Here is a 19,606-nt window from a genome sequence, read left to right on the forward strand (position 1 = left end):
GCCCTGGAAGGGCTTGGGCGCGCCGGAGACGGACAGAGTCCAGCGTTCGGCTCAACGCCCGTTCTCAGCCAGGCGCGCCAGAGCTCCGCGAGCAAGGTCCCCGTTGGCGGTCGGCCAGAAGTCCGGCATCGAGCGCTTGAGGAATCCCCCGTAGCGCGCGGTGGCCAGACGTGAGTCCAGAATCGCCAGCACCCCCTTGTCCTCCGACGTACGGATCAGCCGACCGGCGCCCTGAGCCAACCTGGTGGCGGCGTGCGTCGCAGCGACCTGCATGAAGCCGTTCCCGCCGTGCCGAGTGACCTCCTGGCTGCGTGCGCTCACCAGCGGGTCATCGGGGCGTGGAAAGGGGATCCGGTCGATGGCGACCAGGCGACAGGAGCGCCCGGGGACATCGACGCCCTGCCAGAGGCTCATCGTGCCGAAGAGGCAGGTCTCCTCGTCTTCGGCGAAGGCGCGCACCAGCGAGGACATGGTGGAGTCTCCCTGGCAGAGGATCGGGAGGTCCAGTCGCTCACGGAGGTCCTCGGCCGCCTCCTCCGCCGCACGGCGAGAGGAGAACAGTGCCAGGGTCGCGCCCTTGGACGCCTCGATCAACCCGGCCAGCTCATCGCGCTGGGCCTGGGCGGTCTTCATCGAGGGCGGGGGCAGGTGCTTGGCAACATAGAGCACCCCCTGCTTGGGGTAGTCGAACGGGCTTCCCACGTCCACGGCATCCCAGGCAGGAGCCTTCTCCCCCGCCAGGCCCAGCGACCCCGCCACCGGGTCGAAGCTGTCACCGATGGTCAGGGTGGCGGAGGTCAGCACCACGGTGCGATCACCAAAGAGCCCATCGCGCAGCCGCCCGGCCACGGACGTCGGCGCGACGTAGATCAGCGGAGATTCCTCCAGATCGGCCTCCTGGTATCCCCGCCCCGGGACGAAGCTGCCCGGTCGGTTCAGCCAGACCACATCGGGGGTCTCCGGAGATTCCAGGATCCGGTTCGCGGTCTCGAGCACGGCCTGCATGCGCGACCTGGCCGTGTTGCGCCCCGGATCGGCTTCGGCGTCGCCGGAGGGTTTCGAGTCCGAGAGGGCGGTGCGGGCGGCGTTTCGTGCCAGCTCCACGGCCTCGCGCTGTTGAGGGTTCAGTCCGCGCGCCAGAAGGCCAGAGTCCACCCGGTGGAAGGCCGCCTCGACGGCGACCGCAGAGCTCTGAAGCGCCTCGACGTTGATCGCGGTATGCCGCCGGGCCGAGGACGCCGCGGCCTTGATCATTGCCGCGGAGAGCTGAGCGGTGACCGCAGAGGTCACCCGGTCAGCCAGCTCGTGGGCCTCATCGACGATGACCGCGTCGTGCTCCGGCAGCACGTCGAGGCCCTCGAAGGCGTCGATGGCGAGCATGGCGTGATTCGTGACCACCAGATCCGCGTCCTTGGCCTTCTCCCGGGCGCGCTCGGAGAAGCACTCGGCCGCCATCGGGCACTTTCGGGGCCCGATGCAGTCCACGGCGTTCACCGAGATCTGGCGCCAGGCCCGGTCGGTCACCCCGTGGGGCAGGTCGTCGCGGTCCCCGGTCTCGGTGACCTCGGCCCACTCGCGCAGCGCCACAATCTCCTTGCCCAGCTGCGAGCCGGGTTCCACGGCGGCCACCCCTCCGGTCGGCTCGTCGGCGAAGGCGAACAGCGCCTGCTCGTCGTCGTCCTCGGGGAATCCGCCGTCCATCTTGTGTTTGCACGCGTAGTTCGCCCGACCCTTGACCAGGGCGACATCGACCTCACGCTCCACGTGCTCGGCGATGTTCTCCAGCAGTCGGGGAAGATCACGACCCATGATCTGGGCCTGCAGCGCCAGGGTCGCGGTGGAGATCAGCACCGGCTTCTCCGCGTCCAGGGCGTGGACCACGGCCGGGACCAGGTAGGCCAGAGACTTTCCGGTGCCCGTACCCGCCTGGACAAGGAGATGGCGGCGCTTGCGCAGCGCCATGGCGACATGCTCGGCCATGGTCACCTGCCCGGACCGCTTGACCCCGCCCATGGCGGAGACGGCACGCTCCAGAAGCTCCGTCGTCTCCTGGTACCCGGTGGACCGGCTGGTGCTCACACTCAAGGCGTCGGCTCTGCGGTGACCTGGAACTCGGAGAGGTCCCCGGCGAGCTCCCGGCGGACCAGCACCTTCAACAAGGTGCCCTCCTCCAGGTACTCGGTGGAGAGGATCTCGGCGTCCTCGGCATGGAGCCTGGAGACGATGTCACCGTGTGAGTAGGGAACCATCAGCTCCAGCGGGACGCTGGGGCGCGGGATGGAGCTGCTGATCAGCTCGCGCAGCTCCGCGATGCCCTCTCCGCTGTGAGCCGAGACCACGATGGTGTGTGGCTCCCGCCGTCGGATTCGTTCCACCACGTCCCAGTCGGCGACGTCGGCCTTGTTCAGCACGATGATCTCGTCCACCTCGTGCGCGTCCACCTCGGCCAGAACCGTGCGGACCGCCTGGATCTGCCCCTCGGGTTCGGGGTGCGACGCGTCGACGACGTGCAGGATGAGATCGGCGTCGGCCACCTCCTCCAGGGTGGAGCGGAACGCCTCGATCAGCTGGGTGGGCAGCTGACGGACGAAGCCCACCGTGTCAGAGAGCGTATAACCGATCCCGTCCGGGGTGACCGCCTTGCGGGTGGTGGGGTCCAGGGTCGCGAACAGCGCGTTCTCGACCATCACCCCGGCGTCGGTGAGCCGGTTCAGCAACGAGGACTTCCCGGCGTTGGTGTATCCGGCGATCGCCACGGAGGGGACCGCGTTGCGCTTGCGGTTGGCTCGCTTGGCGTCACGGGCCGGTTTCATCGCCGCGATGTCCTTGCGCAGCTTGGACATGCGCGCGTTGATCCGGCGACGGTCCAGCTCGATCTTGGTCTCACCGGGTCCGCGGGAGCCGATGCCGGCGCTCGCGCCGCCCACCTGGCCACCGGCCTGGCGGGAGAGCGACTCGCCCCAGCCGCGCAGCCGCGGGAGCATGTACTCCATCTGCGCCAGCTCCACCTGGGCCTTGCCCTCGCGGGACTTCGCGTGCTGAGCGAAGATGTCCAGAATCAGACCGGTACGGTCGATCACCTTGACCTTGACGATGTCTTCGAGTCCGCGGCGCTGAGACGGGGCGAGCTCGGAGTCGACCACGACCGTGTCGGCACCGAGCTCGGCCACGGCCACCCGGATCTCTTCGGCCTTGCCGGAGCCGAAGAAGGTTCCGGGGTCGGGTTTGGCGCGGCGCTGCAGGAACCCGTCGAGGACGGTGGAACCTGCGGTCTCCGCAAGGGCGGAGAGCTCGCGCAGCGAATACTCCGCCTCCGCGACGGTGCCCTCACCCCAGAGCCCGGCGAGGACCACTCGCTCCAGACGGAGCTGACGGTATTCGACCTCTGAGACATCTTCCAGCTCGGTGGAGAGTCCATCCACCCGGCGCAGCGAGCGGCGCTCCATGAGGTCATACTGCTCACCGTCAGAGTCGGTGTGTGAGGTCTCACCGGAGAGCTCGCGGGCCTGCTCCCCCAGAATGCCGCCCCGCCGGGAACCGGGTTCGGCCTCGAAACGGGTGGTCCGCCCTGGGGCCTGCTCGCGGGCGCGGTCGGCGGCGAGGATCCGCTCGATGGTGGCATCGACGGAGGACTGCTCTGCGGCTGACGCCGGGGTGCCCTCGGGGGTCTCGCCGGAAGGTTCGGGCGTGTGGTTCTGCTTGGTCATGATCTCCTTAGGACCAGTTTTCGGCCTGGCCCTGCCCGCCGTGGATCTCCATCCTACGTTCGACCCGGGACATGGTTAAGTGCACGGGTCCGCTGTGGAGATCGGTCGGGACTTGCTCGTGGTGTGGATGGCGTGTGCCGCAGTCGCGGCCCGCGAGACCGAAGATGGGTCTTCGGCGTGCCGGGCTCTGCGCGCTGGCGGCAGGGCCGGCTCAGAAGGCCGGCCGGGCGATCAGAAGGTGACTCAACCGCGGGGGCGGGAGTACGTCAGGTGAATCCACATGAGAAGGAGTCTACTACGATTCACCCTGTGAGCTCCCAGCATTATTTCTCCGCGTCCCCCGAGGGGCCATTCACCCGCCGCGCCGTCTCGGTCAACCTGGACGGACGAGAGGTCTCCGTCGCCACGGCCGGGGGGATCTTCTCCCCCGATGGCGTGGACAAGGGTACGGCCGTGCTGCTCAAACATGTTCCGGATCCGGCACCGGAAGGGAACCTGCTGGACATCGGCTGCGGCTGGGGTCCCCTGGCGCTGACCATGGCGATGCGCTCTCCCCAGGCCACGGTCTGGGCTGTGGACGTCAATGAACGCTCCCGCACGCTCTGCGCAGAGAACGCGGCGGCGCTGGGACTGAGCAATGTGCGGGTGCTCGCGCCCGAGGAGGTTCCGGCGGATATCCAGTTCGACACCATCTGGTCCAACCCGCCGATCCGGGTCGGCAAGGAGGTGCTGCACGGGCTGCTCCAGCACTGGCTGCCCAGGCTGAGTCCCGGAGGTGCTGCCTGGCTGGTGGTGCAGAAGAACCTCGGAGCCGACTCGCTGCTCACCTGGATCTCCTCGATGCTCGAGACCGCCGACGGGGACTTCCAGAGTGGACGTGCGGAGACCGCCAAAGGCTTCCGACTGCTGCGGATCAGCAGAGACTGAACCGGTGTTCCCGGAGGCGGGCAGCCTGGGCCGCTGCCGGCTGTTTCGGCCGCGTGCTGCGCCGTCGGCCCGGCTCTTCAGCTGTGCAGCACCCGTTCCCGGTGCGTATCGGACAGTGGCTCAGGTCAGCGTGCCGGTGAGCACGAGCTCGGCGGGTCCGGCGAGCTCGACATCCTCCGCGCCGTCTTCCCGAGCCGTGAATCGCACGCTCACCTGACCGCCGGGAACGTCGACCTTCCAGAGGTTGACGCTGTCATCGGCGGCCCATACACGCACCGCGGCGGCAGCAGCACATGCGCCGGTCCCGCAGGACATGGTCTCCCCGACCCCGCGTTCGTGGACGCGCATCCGGACTCTGCCCACGGGCTGGCCGTCCTCGTCCTCGGTGACCAGCGGCTCGGCCGGGACCACGAACTCGACGTTGGTGCCGGCCGGCGGAACCGGGTCCACCTTGGGCGCCTCATAGAGGTTCAGCTCCTGCAGCGTCACCTCGTCGCTGAGAGCGACGACGGTGTGCGGGTTGCCCATCGAGATGCTCAGCGCGGGACGCGGTTCCTCGAGTCCTGCGGCGATCACCAGTGCGTCTGAGGCGTTCGCGGCCGCCTGCTCGGGGTCCAGGAAGGACCACACGCCCATGCCGATGGCGTAGCCTTCGGGAACCTTGCGCACGCTGCGCAGCCCGGCGCGGGTCAGCACCGGAAGCCGGTGACCCTCGGCGAGCTCCACCAGGCCTTCTGCGATCAGAAAATGGGCGAAGGCGCGCACTCCGTTGCCGCACATCTCGGACACCGATCCGTCGGAGTTCCGATAGTCCATGAACCACAGCGGCTCGTCGTCGGTGCTGCTGAGCTCGGTGTTCTCGGCCAGCAGCCGGGACACGACGGCGTCCCCGGTCACACGGTGCGCCGGGACGGCGCGGATGACCCCATCGGCTCCGATGCCGAGGTGGCGGTCGCACAGTGCCGCGGCCTGGTGCGCCTCGAGGTCCTGCTCGCCCAGGGGGTCAGCGAGCATCACGAAGTCGTTGCCGGTGGCGTGGGCCTTGGTGACGGCTGTGCCGGCGAGGGATTCCAGGCCGGTGAGGTGGTGAGCCACGCGGTTCTCCTTCAATGCGGATGGATCGATGGTGCTGGATCGATGCTTCAGGATAGATGGTGCAGGACGGGCGCTGCTGGCTGGGCCGTGCGCCGTGGGCCCTGCAGGTTCACCAGGACCATGCTGTGGTGTTCAACGTCGGGAGCCAGAGATCGCTTCCTGCGCCTGGTTCGCCAGGGACTCCGAGAGCGCGGGCAGCCAGGTCACTCGGGGGTCGGCCCGAAACCAGGTCTCCTGTCTGCGGGCGAACTTCCGTGTCGCCACCGTGGTGGCCTCCACCGCTTCCGACTGGGTGAGCTCGCCGTCGAGGACCTGAAGGAACTGCTGGTATCCGATGGCCCGGGAGGCGGTGCGCCCGCGGCGCAGACCGGCGAGGTCGAGCTGATGCACCTCTTCGAGCAGACCATCTCCGGCCATGTGGTGCACGCGCCCAGCGATGCGCTCATGCAGCAGGGGCCGTTCCATGTGAAGTCCAAGCTGCACGATCGGCCCCAGGCGGGGCTCATGGACTCGTTGTGGCATGAAGGAGGAGAACGTCCGGCCGGTGAGCTGCACGACCTCCAGGGCCCGGATCAGGCGACGGTCGTCCTTGATCACGGCGGCAGACTCGGGGTCACGCTCGCGCAGCTGCGCACGCAGCCCCGCCGCACCCTCCTCCTCGAGGCGCAGCGTCAAGCGGCTGCGCAGCTGTGCATCCGTGGGCGGGAACTCGATGACGTCGATCACGGCCCGCACGTAGAGTCCGGAGCCGCCGACCATGATGGGGGTCTTGCCCCGAGACCTGACCTCGTCGATGACCTCGCGCGCCCGCTTCTGGAAGTCCGCGACAGAGGCTTCTTCGGTCACGTCGAGCACATCGAGCAGGTGATGCGCCACCCCTCGGGACTCTTCTGCGGTGACCTTGGCGGTGCCGATGTCCATGCCGCGGTAGAGCTGCATCGAGTCGGCGTTGATGATCTCCCCATCCAGACGCTCTGCGAGCTCGATGCCCAGCCGGGATTTACCGGAGGCGGTGGGGCCCACCAGCACGATCAGTGGAAGGTCTGACGTGGGCGATCCGGGGCGGACCGTCACCGCCTGGGTGGCGTGGTCCTCCGGGGTCATCGGGAGACCGGCGGGAGCGTCGGCATGCCCAGAGAGACCGCTCCCGGGGTCGAACCGGTCACCTGGGTGGTCCCCACACCGCAGGAATCCGCCTGCCAGCGGTCCCAGGCGTCCCCGGCCGGAGACCGGCGCAGCTGGTAGTCCGCGGTGTCCTCCGGATCGGCCAGCAGGTGGAACCCGGCGGTCTCGGTGATCGGGACGGTGACGAAGTCACCGGGGCGCGGGACCGGTTCCCCGGTCGGGACCGAGAAGTGGACCAGACGATTATCGCGGGCCCGCCCGGTGAGGCGCCCGGTCTCACTGGATTTGGTCCCCGAGTCCGCGGTGACCAGCAGTTCCTGGGAGGTGCCGAGCAGCTTCGCGTTCTCCTCGGCCCCGATACGATCCTGCAGGGCACAGAGCCGCTCGAAGCGCTTCTGCACGATCGCCTTGGGCACCTGCTCCGCCATGGCCGCCGCGGCGGTGCCTGGGCGTGGCGAATACTGGAAGGTGTAGGCCGAGGCGAATCGTGACGCTTCGACCACCCGCATGGTCTCCTCGAAGTCGGCCTCGGTCTCCCCGGGGAAGCCCACGATGATGTCGGTGCTGACCGCGGCGTGCGGCATGGACTCGCGGACCTTCTCCAGGATTCCCAGGAACTTCTTGGACCGGTAGGACCGGCGCATGTCTTTGAGCACCTTGTCGGAACCGGACTGCAGCGGCATATGCAGCTGCGGCATGACGTTCGGGGTCTCTGCCATGGCGTGGATGACGTCGTCGGTGAAGGAGGCCGGATGAGGACTGGTGAAGCGCACCCGTTCGAGCCCCTGGATCTCTCCACAGGCGCGCAGAAGCTTGGCGAAGGCGCCACGGTCGCCGAATTCCACGCCGTAGGTGTTCACGTTCTGGCCCAGCAGGGTGACCTCCACGGCGCCGTCGGCGACCAGGGCACGCACCTCGGCGAGGATCTCTCCGGGGCGACGGTCGCGTTCCTTCCCGCGCAGCGAGGGCACGATGCAGAAGGTGCAGGTGTTGTTGCATCCCACCGAGATGGAGACCCATCCGGAGTGCACCGATTCGCGTTTGGTCGGCAGCGTGGAGGGGAACGTCTCCAAGGACTCGAGGATCTCGATCTCGGCCTCGGCGTTGTGCCGGGAGCGTTCCAGCAGCGTGGGCAGCGAGCCGATGTTGTGGGTGCCGAAGACGACGTCGACCCAGGGTGCCCGCTTCTGGACGGTCTCCTGGTCCTTCTGGGCCAGGCAGCCGCCGACCGCGATCTGCATGCCCTCGTGCTCGGCCTTGGTCTTCCGTAGCATTCCGAGGTGGCCGTAGAGCTTGTTATCAGCATTCTCCCGGACCGCGCAGGTGTTGAAGACGACCAGGTCAGGGGTATCACCGGTTTCCACCGGCCCATAGCCTGCGTCTTCGAGGAGCCCGGACATCCGCTCCGAGTCGTGGACGTTCATCTGACACCCGAAGGTGCGGACCTCGTAGGTGCGTGGGCGCACCCTCGGAGTCTCCTCGGCGGGGCGCGCGGCGCCGTCGGCCTCCGGCGCAGGGCTCTGGGCGCGGTCCATCAGTGCATCACTCATTGCACTGGATTCTACGCGTTGGAATGATCGTCGATCTCCTCGCGCACGATCTGGAACGCCACTCCCGGGGCGTGTCCCCTGCGGGCCAGCATCGACACCAGCCTCCGGGTGATCTTGTCCCGCTCGGCGCGCTCCTCCGGGCTGGGCCCGGTGGGCACGTTCTTTCCCTGCAGCTTCCGCTGCACGAGCTCTCGCGCTGCGTCACCCTCGTCCTCGGGGGTGATCTGTTCCAGTGCCTCTGCGGCCACGGCATCGGTGATGCCCTTCTCACGCAGCTCGCGGCGCAGCGCAGACTTTCCGAGGTTCTTCAGCTCGTGCCGCCCCTTCACCCAGGTCTGGGCGAATTCGCTGTCGTTGACCAGATGGACCTCTTCCATCCGGTCCAGCACACGGGTGATGATCTCGGCGCTGAACTCCTTCTCCTGCAGTGCCACAGCCAGCTGGTGCCGGGACTTCGGGGAACCGGTGAGTCGGCGCAGCACCACCGCGCGCGCCTTCTCGTATTGTTCCGCGGGACTCAGCTCAGAGTGCGCCCCGGAGGCGGAGTCCTCCTCGTCCTCCGGGCCCTGATCATCCCCCGCGCCGCGAGAATCCTCCGCGCTCTCATCTCCTCCCGCGTCCTCGGCCATCTCAGTCGAATCTGCGGTTGCGGCGGATCCGAGAGTCGCGGCGCTGCTCGCGGCGGAACCGGGATCCGCCGGTGCGGTGTGTGGAGCCTCCGGCGAGCTGTCAGGCTCACCGTCCTCCGTGACCGCGGGCACCGAGGTATCCACCACCAGGAAGTCAGGAACTGGGGCGTCAGGGTCCCGCTCCTGAATGTTGGTCATGGCGGCCCGCAGCGCGTCGATCTTCTGCTGCTGATCACCCATGGCGACCTCCTATCAGCCGTCGACTGCCTGCAGGGCGGGCCCGCCTTCTTCTTCCAGCGGGGAGGTCAGACCGAGCTTCTCGCGGATGCGCCGTTCAATCTCATCGGCGAGGTCGGGATTGTCCTTGAGGAAGGTGCGCGCCTTCTCCTTGCCCTGGCCCAGCTGGTCCCCGTCGTAGGTGAACCAGGCGCCGGACTTCTTCACGAGGCCGTTCTCGACGCCGACATCGATGAGTCCCCCCTCGCGGGAGATCCCCTCGCCGTAGACGATGTCGAACTCGGCCTGCTTGAACGGCGGAGCCATCTTGTTCTTCACAATCTTGGCGCGGGTGCGGTTGCCCACCGCGTTGGTGCCCTCCTTGAGGGTCTCGATGCGGCGCACGTCCACACGGACCGAGGCGTAGAACTTCAGCGCCTTGCCGCCGGAGGTGGTCTCCGGGGAGCCGAAGAACACGCCGATCTTCTCGCGCAGCTGGTTGATGAAGATCGCGGTGGTCTTGGTCTGCGAGAGCCGTCCGGCGATCTTGCGCAGCGCCTGAGACATCAGCCGCGCCTGGAGCCCGACGTGGGAGTCACCCATCTCGCCTTCGATCTCGGCGCGGGGCACCAGGGCTGCCACGGAGTCGATCACCACGATGTCGATCGAGCCGGAGGAGACCAGCATGTCCATGATCTCCAGTGCCTGCTCACCGGTGTCCGGCTGGGAGACCAGCAGCGCGTCGGTGTCCACGCCCAGCTTCTGGGCGTACACCGGGTCCAGGGCGTGCTCGGCGTCGATGAATGCCGCAATGCCGCCCTGCTTCTGGGCGTTGGCCACTGCGTGCAGGGCGACCGTGGTCTTGCCGGAGGACTCTGGCCCGTAGATCTCCACCACGCGTCCGCGGGGGAAGCCTCCGATGCCGAGCGCGGCGTCCAAGGCGATCGAGGAGGTCGGGATGGTCTCGATCGGTGCGCGAGTGTCATCACCGAGGCGCATGACAGAACCCTTGCCGTACTGCTTGTCGATCTGGGCGAGCGCCGCTTCAAGCGCCTTCTCACGATCCTTGCTGACTGCCATGATTCACCTCGATGACTCGTTGTATGTGTGTGGTGCAAGACTAGGCGGACCCTCTGACATGACTTCGTGCACGTTCAGGCCGTGTGCGTCTGAAGGAGTCCGTCCCGCAGCACGGGGCTTCTGGGGAAAACTCTAGCGCATCCAGTCGAACATATCTTCGATTCCCGGCCTGGGCGTGTCCGCGCAGCTCAGCGTTTGGGCGCGATGTCGCGGCCGAGCCGACGCTCCGCGGGGACGTCCTGCTGGTCACAGACGGCGTCCCAGACGTCCCGAGGGCTCACCCCGGACTCCAGGGTGGCCTTCACGCTCATCTGGTACTGGCTGAGCACCAGCGAGTCCGCGAGCACGTGGGCGTAGTTGGGCCCAAACTCACCCTCCATGAGGAACCAGAATCGACTCTCTCTCACAAGGCCCTTTCATCTGCGGCGTTCTCATTCGGCTCCCCCGCCGGATCCTTCACATTCACGGCCCCGGGAAGCGCCGACCCATGGGCCAGCGCGGGATCATGCTCGGCGTCGAATTCGGTATAGGACTTGTTCAGCTTCGTCAGCAGCCGGGAGAGCGTCTCGATCTCCTGCTCCTGCCACGGCGTGAGCATCTGGAGGTACCGTTCGGCCCGGTCTCCCTGGGCGGATTCCAGCCGGGCCCGTCCCTCCTCGGTCAGTGAGACCATCTGCGCCCGACCATCGGCGGGATCGGTGGCCTTCTCGACGAAGCCCCGATGCTCCAGCGTGCTGAGCTGACGCGAGAGGGTGGGCTTGCCGATCCCAAGGTGACGGGCGATCGCTGTCATCCGCTGCGGCCCCATCTGTTGCAGTGTGGCCAGCACGGAGTAGGACGCCGGCTCGATCTCGGAGTCGATCTGACGTGCCAGCTGCAGCGCGTTGAATCGGCGCCGGACGAAGAGTCGGTTGAACTCCTGCTCCAGCTCGTGGACCTTGGCGCGTCGATCGAAGCTTCCCATGGGCAACAGTCTATGACAGTGAAGGAGGGCCACCCCATAGGGCGGCCCTCCTACACAGATTCAAGCTGCGGGACGGATCACGATCCGCTGCGCGCGAGCTCCTCGCGGGTCAGCGCATCCGGTACGCGGTCCGGGACGACTCCGCCGCCGAACTCCCGCTGGAACTCAGTGGGAACGGTGTCGGGAACCTGTAGACCCTCGGCCGTGGCGATGCGCTCGGCGACCTGGGAGAGCATCGCGGAGAGGGGCACTTCGAGTGCGGAGCAGATCGATGCCAGCAGCTCCGAGGAGGCTTCCTTCTGGCCGCGTTCAACCTCGGAGAGATACCCCAGGGACACGCGGGCGTCATGGGAGACATCCCGGAGGGTACGACCCTCGGTCTGACGGATGCTGCGCAGAACGTCACCGATCTCCTGGCGCAGCACGACTCCCTTGGACTCTCGGGGCTGGGCCGCAGCGGCGCCGTCGACGTCCATATCTTTCCAACGGGTCACGCCGTTGACGGTGACTGGTTGTCTCACCATGGACTCACTCCTCTTTCGGTATGTTCCACCTGTGGTCAACGGTGTTCGCAGGTGTTTTCTTCCCGGTGTGGCTGCTGGTCCTCGTGGCTCTACTCTAGACCGAATACCGGAGGCCATGCGGTGCGGTGGCCAAGAAGTCTTCGACAAGTTTCAGGGCGCCCTCCACCGAGGCATCGCGGATCGCGGCGCGGTCACCGTGCAGCTCGAGACGCAGGGAGCCAGAGAGCCACTGGTCGGCGGTCTCCGGGCCAAGCCCGGCCGCCGCGGCGGCGCATCCGGCAGGCAGCGCGAGCTCGAGTCGTTCGCGCGCGCTGTTCCTGCAGGCCAGTCCGAGATATACGGTGCCCACCGGCTTGCCCTCATGCGGCTCAGGCCCGGCCACACCGGTGGTCGCGATGCCGATATCGGCGCCGGTGCAGGAGGCCGCCCCGCGCGCCATGGCGGCAGCCACATCGGGATCGACCGCGCCCCGGTCGGCAAGCAGCTGCGCGTCGACGCCGAGAACATTACGTTTCACGGCGCTGGCGTAGGCCACGACGCCGCCGAGAAGCGCCACCGAGGTGCCCGGCACCTCAGCGATGCGGGAGGACAGCCCTCCGGCGGTCAGCGACTCGGCGGTGGCCAGCGTGAGGCCGCGATGCGCCAGGGTCTGGATGATCCCGCGCGGCGAGGTCGCACGCTCGGCGGCTCGCGCCAGCTCACCTGCATCCCCGGAGAGCCTCGCGGGCTGCTCGGAGCGCCCTTCTGCTCGGTCGGAGGGCTCAGCCATCGGTTGGGTCTCCGGCACGTCCGGGTGCATCGGACCGGTCCCGACGGACCCGGCTGCGCATCCTGATCGCGGAGATCAGGTAGTCCACTCCGGTGACCACGGTGACCACCAGGGCAAGGATCATGATCCAGAACGCGACGTCGGCCAGCCAGCTGGCGAGCACGACCAGAGGCAGCAGCATCAGCTGCAGACCCGCAGACTGCAGCACGGTCTTGAGCTTGCCGCCGCGGGAGGCAGGCATGACGCCGTAGCGGATCACGACCATGCGCAGCACGGTGACGCCGAGCTCACGGGCCAGGATCACCACGGTCACCCACCAGGGCAGCTCGCCGAGCAGCGAGAGCATCACCAGCCCCGCTCCGATGAGCAGCTTGTCGGCGATGGGGTCGGCGATCTTGCCGAAATCGGTGACCAGGTTGCGCGAGCGGGCCAGGTCGCCGTCGATCTTGTCCGTGAGCACCGCCAGGGCGAATATCCCGGCCGCCGCCCAGCGCCAGCCTCCGTTGTTGGCCTCGGCCGTCCCGGCGCCGAACACCTGGCCGTCGGCGTCGAGCACCAGGAACCAGATGAAGACCGGGACCAGAGCGATGCGCACCATGGTCAGGATGTTGGCGATGTTGAGCAGCGGAGGTGCAGCCGGTTCCCCGGTCGGTGCGGCTCCTTCGCGCGGTGTGTCAGTCATGAGCCCCTCAGCGTCCGGTCAGTTCCCACATGTCCTCGCCGGACGTGGAGTCATGCCCGTCATGATAGTCCCTCGCCTGCGGCAGGGCCGCGGTGCGTTCGGCCAGATCACGGGCGATCAGATCGGCGCTGGAGAGCGAGGCCCGGCTGACCTGGCGCTGCCCGACAGCCTGGGTGGGACCGGTCGGCGCCGGCTCCTGGTGGGAATCCTCCACCCCGGACGGATCCGGGGCCGAGCCGGCCGAGACCGCAGAGACTGGCGAATGACCAGAGGCTGCCGAATGACCTGAGGCGGCGCCGGAGCCGGGGGCGGCGAATGACCCGGTCGGGGGCTGATGGTCCGGCTCCCCTGGTCCCAGGTCAGCCGCATGGACCGGACTCGGAGCGGACTCCGGGGCCCGCAGCGCTGCGCTGGGCGCGGTCTGCACCGAATGTCCGGGCTCATATTCGATCCCGGTGTTGTCATAGGCCTCCGGAGCGGCCTCGCTGGGCGCCGCGGCTCGCGGCTCCTCACCGCGCATGGTGGCCAGCAGCCCGGGCAGCTCCTCCGGGGAGACCAGCACGTCGCGGGCCTTGGAGCCCTCGGAGGCGCTGACCACCCCGCGGGACTCCATCAGGTCCATCAGGCGCCCGGCCTTGGCGAAGCCCACGCGCAGCTTGCGCTGCAGCATCGAGGTGGAGCCGAACTGGGTGGTGACCACCAGTTCGGTGGCCTGCAGCAGCACGTCGAGGTCATCGCCGATGTCCTCGTCGATCTTCTTGGAGACCTTCTCGGGCACCACGTCCTCGCGGTACTGCGCTTTGAGCTGGGACTTCACGTGCTCGACCACCGCGTGGACCTCGGAGTCGTTGACCCAGGCACCCTGGACGCGCATCGGGTTCGGCCGGCCGGCAGGAAGGAAGAGCGCGTCGCCCTGACCCAGCAGCTTCTCGGCGCCCACCGAGTCCAGCACCACGCGGGAGTCGGTGGAGGAAGAGGTGGCGAAGGCCATCCGGGAGGGGATGTTCGCCTTGATCAGCCCGGTGACCACGTTGACCGAGGGGCGCTGGGTGGCCAGCACCAGGTGGATGCCGGCGGCGCGGGCGAGCTGGGTGATGCGCACGATCGAGTCTTCGACGTCGCGCGGGGCGACCATCATCAGGTCGGCGAGCTCGTCGACGATCACCAGCAGGTAGGGGTACGGGCGAAGGTCCCGCTTGGAGTCCGGTGGCAGCTGGATCTTGCCGCTGCGGACCGCCTTGTTGAAGTCGTCCACGTGCTTGTAGCCGAAGTGGGCGAGATCGTCGTAGCGGTTGTCCATCTCCTTGACCACCCACTGCAGCGCCTCGGCGGCCTTCTTGGCGTCGGTGATGATCGGTGTCACCAGGTGCGGGACGCCTTCATAGGCGGTGAGCTCCACCCGCTTGGGGTCCACCATGACCAGGCGCACCTCGTCGGGAGTGGCGCGCATCAGGATCGAGGTGACCATCGAGTTCACGAAGGCCGACTTGCCTGCGCCGGTGGCGCCGGCGACGAGCAGGTGGGGCATCTTCGCCAGGTTGGCGACGACGAACCCGCCCTCCACGTCTTTGCCGACTCCCATGACCATGGGGTGATCGGTCTTCCGCGCGGCATTCGAGCGCAGCACATCGCCCAGGACGACGACTTCCTTGTCCTTGTTCGGGATCTCGATGCCGATGGCGGACTTGCCGGGGATCGGGGAAAGGATCCGGACCTCGTTGGAGGCCACGGCCAGGGAGATGTTCTTCTCCAGCCCGGTGACCTTCTCCACCTTGGTGCCGGGGACCAGCTCGACCTCGTACCGGGTCACTGTGGGGCCCCGGGAGAAGCCGGTGACCTGGGCGTCGACCTTGAACTGCTGGAAGGTCTGGTTCAGGGCGTGCACGATCTCGTCGTTGGCGGCGGTGTGCTCCTTGGCCGGCGGGCCCGAGGGCAGCAGCCCCTGCTCGGGCAGGGTGTAGGTGACGTCCCCGCCCAGGGTGAGCTGCTCCGAGCGCACCGGCATGGCCGCCGCCGGGGCGGGCGCCTCGGGGTCGGGGTTGCGCTTCAGAGCGGCCGAGGAGGGCACCTCCGAGGCCGACGCGGCGGACGCCTCGGTGGCAGCGGCCTCCGCAGCGGCGGCGGCGGGGGCGGCCCGCTCCCGGGCGCGCTGGATGGCGCGCTCCTGGGCGGTGGGACGACGGACCCCGGCGGGCACCGCTGGGGCGCCGGCGGGGTCCCCGTCGGACTCGTCGAAGACTGGATCCTCATAGGCGCCCTCGGTCGCGCGGGCGGCCTCGTGGTCCTGGTGTCCGAAGGACTCGATGTCGGAGTCCCGGGCGTCGGCGCCGCGAGCCTCCGAGTTCCCCGCGTCCTCATCCTTGGAGCCCATGATCTTGGAGAGCAGCGACTTCTTGGCGGGGCCCTCACCGGAGGAGTCGGCGTGGCGGGCGGCGCGTCGTGGCCGGGCCGGGGCGTCGTCGTCGGGATGCGTGGCGGCAGGCTGGGCGGGGGTGGACTTGGACTTCCGCGTCGGCGCAGGCTGCTGGGCCTGCCCGCCGGCAGGCAGCTGCGGGTCCTCAAGCGGTTCGCGGCGCTCTCCGACGATGAAGCTCTTGGCCACGGCGACGCGATCGGGCACCCGGCGCAGCGGGGTGTCGGTGAGCACCAGCAGGCCGGCGAGCAGCGCGAGGATCAGCAGCGCCCACACCGGGTACGGGGTGACCAGGGAGGCCAGCGGCACGCTGACCAGGTAGCCGATGACTCCCCCGGAGTTCAGCAGCGCGGTGAAGGCGCCGTCCTCGCCGACCGTGAACGCCTCGTTGATCGTGGGCAGCCCGTTGGCCAGGTGCACGATGCCGGCGGCGGAGATGAGGATGATGGCGCTGCCCGCGGCGATCCGGGCGTTGCCGGCGTGGTCCTGCGGTGCCCTGAAGTAGCGCACCGCCGCGATCAGCAGGATCAGCGGCAGGATCACCGAGGCCCAGCCGAAGGTTCCTGCCGTGGAGGTGTGCACCAGGTTGAGCGCCCAGTGATCCATGGTGCGCGCGCCCCACCAGTCGACGACGGCGGTCAGCGCAGCGAGCAGGAAGAACACCAGCCCGGCGCCGTCCCGGCGGTCATCGGGGTGAACCTTCACCTGCCGACCGATCCCGCGCACAGCAGAGGCCACCGGGGTGGCAAGTGCCAGCCAGAAGCCGCGCGCGGCGGAGGCCAGCAGGTTCCCCTGCGGGGACTCTGCTGCGGGGTTGGAGGAATTCTTCGACGTCGTCGCGCGGCCTGAGGCACCCTTGGAGGACTTGCTCCCTTTGGTGCTGGCGGCTCGCGAGGGGGAAGTACGTGTCGCCATAGGGGCTAACCTACCCTCGATCCGGGGTCCGGTCACCGATCGGCACACCTTTGGCCCCGGCTCGGGCGTGAGCCCCCTCGCCCTGGGCCCTGAGGAGCACACACTCACGCCCGGATCAGGCTCCGATCGGGCACGGATCAGGCCAGGATCGGGCCCAGAGACGACTTTGGGCCCCACATGAGGTGAGGCCCAAAGCGGTGCTGCGAGGGGACCTGTGGGGTCCGGTGCGGATCAGGTCTCGACGACCACCGGGACGATCATCGGCTTGCGGCGCAGCTTGCGCGCCACCCAGGAGCCCATGGTGCGGCGCACGATCTGCTGCAGCTGATGCGTGGTGTGTTCCTTGTTGTCCTGGATCGCCTCGGTGAGTGCGCGGGAGATCTTCGGCTTGATGTCCTTGAAGACCTGGTCCTCCTCGGCGACGCCGCGGGCGTGGATGTCGGGGCCGGAGATGATCTTCCCGGTCTGCCGGTTGACCACCACGATCACCGAGATGAAGCCCTCCTCGCCGAGCACCCGGCGATCCTTGAGGTCGCTGTCGGTGATCTCTCCGATGGAGGACCCGTCCACGTAGACGTAGCCGCACTCCACCTGGCCGACCACCTGCGCCACGCCCTTGTGCAGGTCCACCACGGTGCCGTCGTCGGCCATGATGACCCGGTCGCTGGGGACTCCGGTGTCTTCGGCGAGCTTGCCGTTGGCGATCAGGTGCCGGGTCTCGCCGTGGACCGGCATGACGTTCTTGGGCTTGACGATGTTGTAGCAGTAGAGCAGCTCACCGGCGGAGGCGTGCCCGGAGACGTGGACCTTGGCGGTGCCCTTGTGGATCACGTCGGTGCCCAGCTTGAGCAGCCCGTTGATCACCCGGAAGACCGCGTTCTCATTGCCCGGGATCAGGGAGGAGGCCAGGATCACGGTGTCGCCCTGGCCCACCTGGATCGGGTGGTCCCCGTTGGCCATGCGGGAGAGCGCCGCCATCGGCTCTCCCTGCGAACCGGTGGACATCAGGACCACCTCAGAATCGGGGTAGTTGTCCACCTTCTTCATGTCCACCAGGATGCCCTCGGGGACGTCGAGGAAGCCGAGCTTGGAGGCGATGCCCATATTGCGCACCATCGAGCGGCCCACGAAGGCGACCTTGCGGTTATGCGCGTGCGCGGCGTTGAGCACCTGCTGCACGCGGTGCACGTGGGAGGAGAAGGAGGCGACGATGATTCGCCGGTTGGAGGTGCCGAAGAGCTGGTCCAGGGTCGGACCGATCTCCTTCTCCGGGGTGGTGAAGCCGGGGACGTCGGCGTTGGTGGAGTCGGTGAGGAACAGGTCCACGCCCTCCTCGCCGAGCTTGGCGAAGTGGCGCAGATCGGTGATCCGCCCGTCCAGGGGCAGCTGGTCCATCTTGAAGTCGCCGGTGTGCAGCACGGTGCCGGCCTCGGTGCGGATGAACACTGCCAGCGCGTCCGGGATGGAGTGGTTGACCGCGACGAACTCACACTGGAAGGGACCGAAGTCCTCGACCTCGCCCTCCTTGACCTCCAAGGTGTAGGGCTTGATCCGGTGCTCGGCGAGCTTCGCCTCGATGAAGGCCAGGGTCAGCGTGGAGCCGATCAGCGGGATGTCGGGCTTCTTGCGCAGCAGATAGGGCACGGCACCGATGTGGTCCTCGTGCCCGTGGGTGAGGACCAGACCGACGACGTCGTCCAGCCGGTTCTCGATGTAGCTGAAGTCGGGAAGGATCAGGTCCACACCGGGCTGCTCCTCTTCGGGGAAGAGCACCCCGCAGTCGACGATCAGCAGCTTGCCGCCGATCTCGAAGACCGTCATGTTGCGCCCGACCTCCCCCAGGCCGCCCAGGGCGACGGTGCGCAATGTGCCGCGGCGAAGTTTCGGTGGAGTGCTGAGGCGCTGTGCTGCCAAGGTGAGATTCCTCCTCTAGAGGTCCCGCTGGGGACCTCAGTCATGTAGTGGTTCGGTGAGTTGCTCTGCTGCCGGCTCGTTCTGCGAACGGGCTGCTCAGAGCTGCCAGCCTGCCTCGCGCAGGTCGGCGATGATCAGTTGTTTCTCAAGTTCGTTGGCCTGGACCAGGGGCAGGCGGACCCCGGGGTGCATGCCGGTGCCCAGCCAGCTCAGCACCTGCTTGCAGGAGACCGCGCCCTGGACCCGGGTCATCATGGCCCGGATCACCGGGCCGAGCTCGCCGTGGGCGATGCGGGCCTCGCGCAGCTCGTAGTTCAGCACCGCGTCGATCATCCGACGGAAGGTCGGGGACGCGACGTGGGCGGTGACCGAGACGACGCCGGCGGCACCCATGGCCATCCAGGCCAGCACGTTCTGGTCATCACCGGAGTAGACCTCGAGGTCGGTCTTGGTCAGCACCTCGGTGGTGGCGGTGATGTCGTTCTTCGCGTCCTTCAGGGACATGATGTGCGGGTGCTCGGCGAGCTTGAGGATCGTCTCGGTGGCGATCGGGATGCCGGTGCGCCCGGGGATGTCGTAGATCATCAGCGGCAGGTCCGCGGCGTTGGCCACCGCGGTGAAGTGGGCGAACACTCCGTCCTGGCTGGGCTTGTTGTAATAGGGAGTGACCACCAGCTGGCCGTCGGCTCCGGCGCGCTCGGCCCGCTTGGCCATGAGCAGGTCATGGTCGGTGTGGTTGGTCGCGGTGCCCGCGATGACCTTCGCCCGATCTCCGACGGCGGACTTGGCCGCCCGGACCAGGGACTCTTTCTCGTGGTCCTCCAAGGTGGAGGTCTCACCGGTGGTGCCAGAGACCACCAGCGAGTCGTTGCCCTCATCGACCAGCCGCACGGCGAGCGCCTCGAATGCGTCGAAGTCGATCTTGTCATCCGGGGTGAACGGGGTGACCATCGCCGTGATCAGATGCCCGAAATGCGGGTCGGTCTGGTCCGGGTGCTGGACCTGCCCCTGGATCAGGTGCGGATCGAACTCGTGCGTGGGTTCGTTGTCGCTTGCCATGAGGCCCAGCCTACCGCCTGGGTCGCCCCCACGGGCC

General features: G+C 68.0%; 16 protein-coding genes. 1 reads left to right on the forward strand and 15 read right to left on the reverse strand.

Annotated features, from left to right (window positions below; genetic code table 11):
- Positions 1-51: 51 nt before the first annotated feature.
- Together HNR24_RS05690 and hflX are read right to left on the reverse strand one after the other, a co-directional pair.
- The gene (locus tag HNR24_RS05690; RefSeq protein ID WP_375139263.1) at positions 52-2,085 is read right to left on the reverse strand and encodes an ATP-dependent DNA helicase; all 2,034 of its coding nucleotides are present in this window, start codon (positions 2,083-2,085) and stop codon (positions 52-54) included.
- A complete protein-coding gene (hflX, locus tag HNR24_RS05695) occupies positions 2,082-3,707 on the reverse strand; it encodes a GTPase HflX (RefSeq protein ID WP_058888607.1) in 1,626 nt (541 codons plus the stop codon). The genes HNR24_RS05690 and hflX overlap by 4 nt, the downstream gene beginning before the upstream one ends.
- A 309-nt stretch (positions 3,708-4,016) precedes the next feature.
- Between hflX and HNR24_RS05700 the strand changes: the two genes are divergently transcribed.
- Entirely contained in the window at positions 4,017-4,634 is a 618-nt protein-coding gene (locus HNR24_RS05700) for a class I SAM-dependent methyltransferase (protein ID WP_058888606.1), read from the forward strand.
- Between the two features lie 120 nt (positions 4,635-4,754).
- Here the strand turns inward: HNR24_RS05700 and dapF are convergent, their stop codons facing one another.
- The 13 genes from dapF to dapA all read right to left on the reverse strand — a co-directional run bounded on the left by dapF (position 4,755) and on the right by dapA (position 19,569).
- Entirely contained in the window at positions 4,755-5,729 is a 975-nt protein-coding gene (gene dapF, locus HNR24_RS05705) for a diaminopimelate epimerase (protein WP_269745508.1), read from the reverse strand.
- A 132-nt stretch (positions 5,730-5,861) separates the two neighbouring features.
- A complete protein-coding gene (miaA, locus tag HNR24_RS05710; RefSeq protein ID WP_083504817.1) occupies positions 5,862-6,833 on the reverse strand; it encodes a tRNA (adenosine(37)-N6)-dimethylallyltransferase MiaA in 972 nt (323 codons plus the stop codon).
- On the reverse strand, positions 6,830-8,404 hold the full coding sequence (gene miaB, locus HNR24_RS05715) for a tRNA (N6-isopentenyl adenosine(37)-C2)-methylthiotransferase MiaB (RefSeq protein WP_259392414.1): 1,575 nt from the start codon (positions 8,402-8,404) through the stop codon (positions 6,830-6,832). The genes miaA and miaB overlap by 4 nt, the downstream gene beginning before the upstream one ends.
- 11 nt (positions 8,405-8,415) lie before the next feature.
- Complete coding sequence (locus HNR24_RS05720; protein WP_232301757.1) at positions 8,416-9,273, reverse strand: regulatory protein RecX; 858 nt, start codon at positions 9,271-9,273, stop codon at positions 8,416-8,418.
- A gap of 12 nt (positions 9,274-9,285) precedes the next feature.
- Complete coding sequence (recA, locus tag HNR24_RS05725) at positions 9,286-10,329, reverse strand: recombinase RecA (RefSeq protein ID WP_058888603.1); 1,044 nt, start codon at positions 10,327-10,329, stop codon at positions 9,286-9,288.
- Between the two features lie 188 nt (positions 10,330-10,517).
- The gene (locus HNR24_RS05730; RefSeq protein ID WP_182495261.1) at positions 10,518-10,736 is read right to left on the reverse strand and encodes a DUF3046 domain-containing protein; all 219 of its coding nucleotides are present in this window, start codon (positions 10,734-10,736) and stop codon (positions 10,518-10,520) included.
- Positions 10,733-11,293, reverse strand: a complete 561-nt coding sequence (locus HNR24_RS05735) for a MarR family winged helix-turn-helix transcriptional regulator (protein ID WP_182495262.1) — start codon at positions 11,291-11,293, stop codon at positions 10,733-10,735. The genes HNR24_RS05730 and HNR24_RS05735 overlap by 4 nt, the downstream gene beginning before the upstream one ends.
- A gap of 77 nt (positions 11,294-11,370) precedes the next feature.
- Complete coding sequence (locus HNR24_RS05740; RefSeq protein ID WP_182495263.1) at positions 11,371-11,817, reverse strand: helix-turn-helix domain-containing protein; 447 nt, start codon at positions 11,815-11,817, stop codon at positions 11,371-11,373.
- Between the two features lie 94 nt (positions 11,818-11,911).
- Entirely contained in the window at positions 11,912-12,586 is a 675-nt protein-coding gene (locus HNR24_RS05745) for a CinA family protein (protein ID WP_182495264.1), read from the reverse strand.
- Entirely contained in the window at positions 12,579-13,268 is a 690-nt protein-coding gene (gene pgsA / locus HNR24_RS05750; RefSeq protein ID WP_182495265.1) for a CDP-diacylglycerol--glycerol-3-phosphate 3-phosphatidyltransferase, read from the reverse strand. The genes HNR24_RS05745 and pgsA overlap by 8 nt, the downstream gene beginning before the upstream one ends.
- 7 nt (positions 13,269-13,275) lie before the next feature.
- Entirely contained in the window at positions 13,276-16,596 is a 3,321-nt protein-coding gene (locus tag HNR24_RS05755) for an FtsK/SpoIIIE family DNA translocase (protein WP_182495266.1), read from the reverse strand.
- A 231-nt stretch (positions 16,597-16,827) separates the two neighbouring features.
- Positions 16,828-18,510 carry a ribonuclease J gene (locus HNR24_RS05760; RefSeq protein WP_179442003.1) on the reverse strand — a complete coding sequence of 561 codons (1,683 nt, stop codon included), beginning with the start codon at positions 18,508-18,510 and terminating at the stop codon, positions 16,828-16,830.
- Positions 18,511-18,606: 96 nt separating this feature from the next.
- Positions 18,607-19,569: a 4-hydroxy-tetrahydrodipicolinate synthase gene (gene dapA / locus HNR24_RS05765; RefSeq protein WP_083504816.1), complete on the reverse strand. Its 963-nt coding sequence runs from the start codon at positions 19,567-19,569 to the stop codon at positions 18,607-18,609.
- Positions 19,570-19,606: the final 37 nt, after the last annotated feature.

Origin of the sequence: Nesterenkonia sandarakina, from assembly GCF_014138825.1 — a bacterium.
GTDB classification, from domain to species: Bacteria; Actinomycetota; Actinomycetes; order Actinomycetales; family Micrococcaceae; genus Nesterenkonia; species Nesterenkonia sandarakina.

Excerpts from the sequence above, each read along its gene's own strand:
- hflX (WP_058888607.1), bottom strand. The coding sequence starts at position 3,707 with ATGACCAAGCAGAACCACACGCCCGAACCTTCCGGCGAGACCCCCGAG.
- miaA (WP_083504817.1), bottom strand. The coding sequence starts at position 6,833 with ATGACCCCGGAGGACCACGCCACCCAGGCGGTGACGGTCCGCCCCGGA.
- miaB (WP_259392414.1), bottom strand. The coding sequence starts at position 8,404 with ATGAGTGATGCACTGATGGACCGCGCCCAGAGCCCTGCGCCGGAGGCC.
- HNR24_RS05720 (WP_232301757.1), bottom strand. The coding sequence starts at position 9,273 with ATGGGTGATCAGCAGCAGAAGATCGACGCGCTGCGGGCCGCCATGACC.
- recA (WP_058888603.1), bottom strand. The coding sequence starts at position 10,329 with ATGGCAGTCAGCAAGGATCGTGAGAAGGCGCTTGAAGCGGCGCTCGCC.
- HNR24_RS05735 (WP_182495262.1), bottom strand. The coding sequence starts at position 11,293 with ATGGGAAGCTTCGATCGACGCGCCAAGGTCCACGAGCTGGAGCAGGAG.
- HNR24_RS05740 (WP_182495263.1), bottom strand. The coding sequence starts at position 11,817 with ATGGTGAGACAACCAGTCACCGTCAACGGCGTGACCCGTTGGAAAGAT.
- HNR24_RS05745 (WP_182495264.1), bottom strand. The coding sequence starts at position 12,586 with ATGGCTGAGCCCTCCGACCGAGCAGAAGGGCGCTCCGAGCAGCCCGCG.
- pgsA (WP_182495265.1), bottom strand. The coding sequence starts at position 13,268 with ATGACTGACACACCGCGCGAAGGAGCCGCACCGACCGGGGAACCGGCT.
- HNR24_RS05755 (WP_182495266.1), bottom strand. The coding sequence starts at position 16,596 with ATGGCGACACGTACTTCCCCCTCGCGAGCCGCCAGCACCAAAGGGAGC.
- dapA (WP_083504816.1), bottom strand. The coding sequence starts at position 19,569 with ATGGCAAGCGACAACGAACCCACGCACGAGTTCGATCCGCACCTGATC.